We start from the raw sequence: 244 nt of genomic DNA on the forward strand, positions 1-244 counted from the left end.
TTTTGAGGTCGATGGGGGTCGCGGCGGCACTTTTCGCTGGCGCACTCATCGCAAATTCCGCCTCCGCAGCTGAAGCTTTCATGCAGACCGGCGGTCTGACATCCCAGCCGATCGGCCATTACGAATTCTGCAAGCGCCTGCCGGATGAGTGCTCGATCCGCAGCCGCAATGTTGCGCCGGCCAAGATGACGCGTGATTTCTGGGAGCTGATCGTCAACGTCAACAGCCACGTGAACCAGACGGT

1 protein-coding gene is annotated in these 244 nt (G+C 59.8%); it reads left to right on the forward strand.

What is annotated here, in order from left to right:
- Nucleotides 1-11 precede the first annotated feature (11 nt).
- On the forward strand, nt 12-244 hold a 233-nt coding region (locus Ga0451573_RS19500), incomplete at its 3' end, for a transglutaminase-like cysteine peptidase (protein WP_231685869.1).

Origin of the sequence: Phosphitispora fastidiosa (assembly GCF_019008365.1) — a bacterium.
Lineage (GTDB): Bacteria > Bacillota > Thermincolia > Thermincolales > UBA2595 > Phosphitispora > Phosphitispora fastidiosa.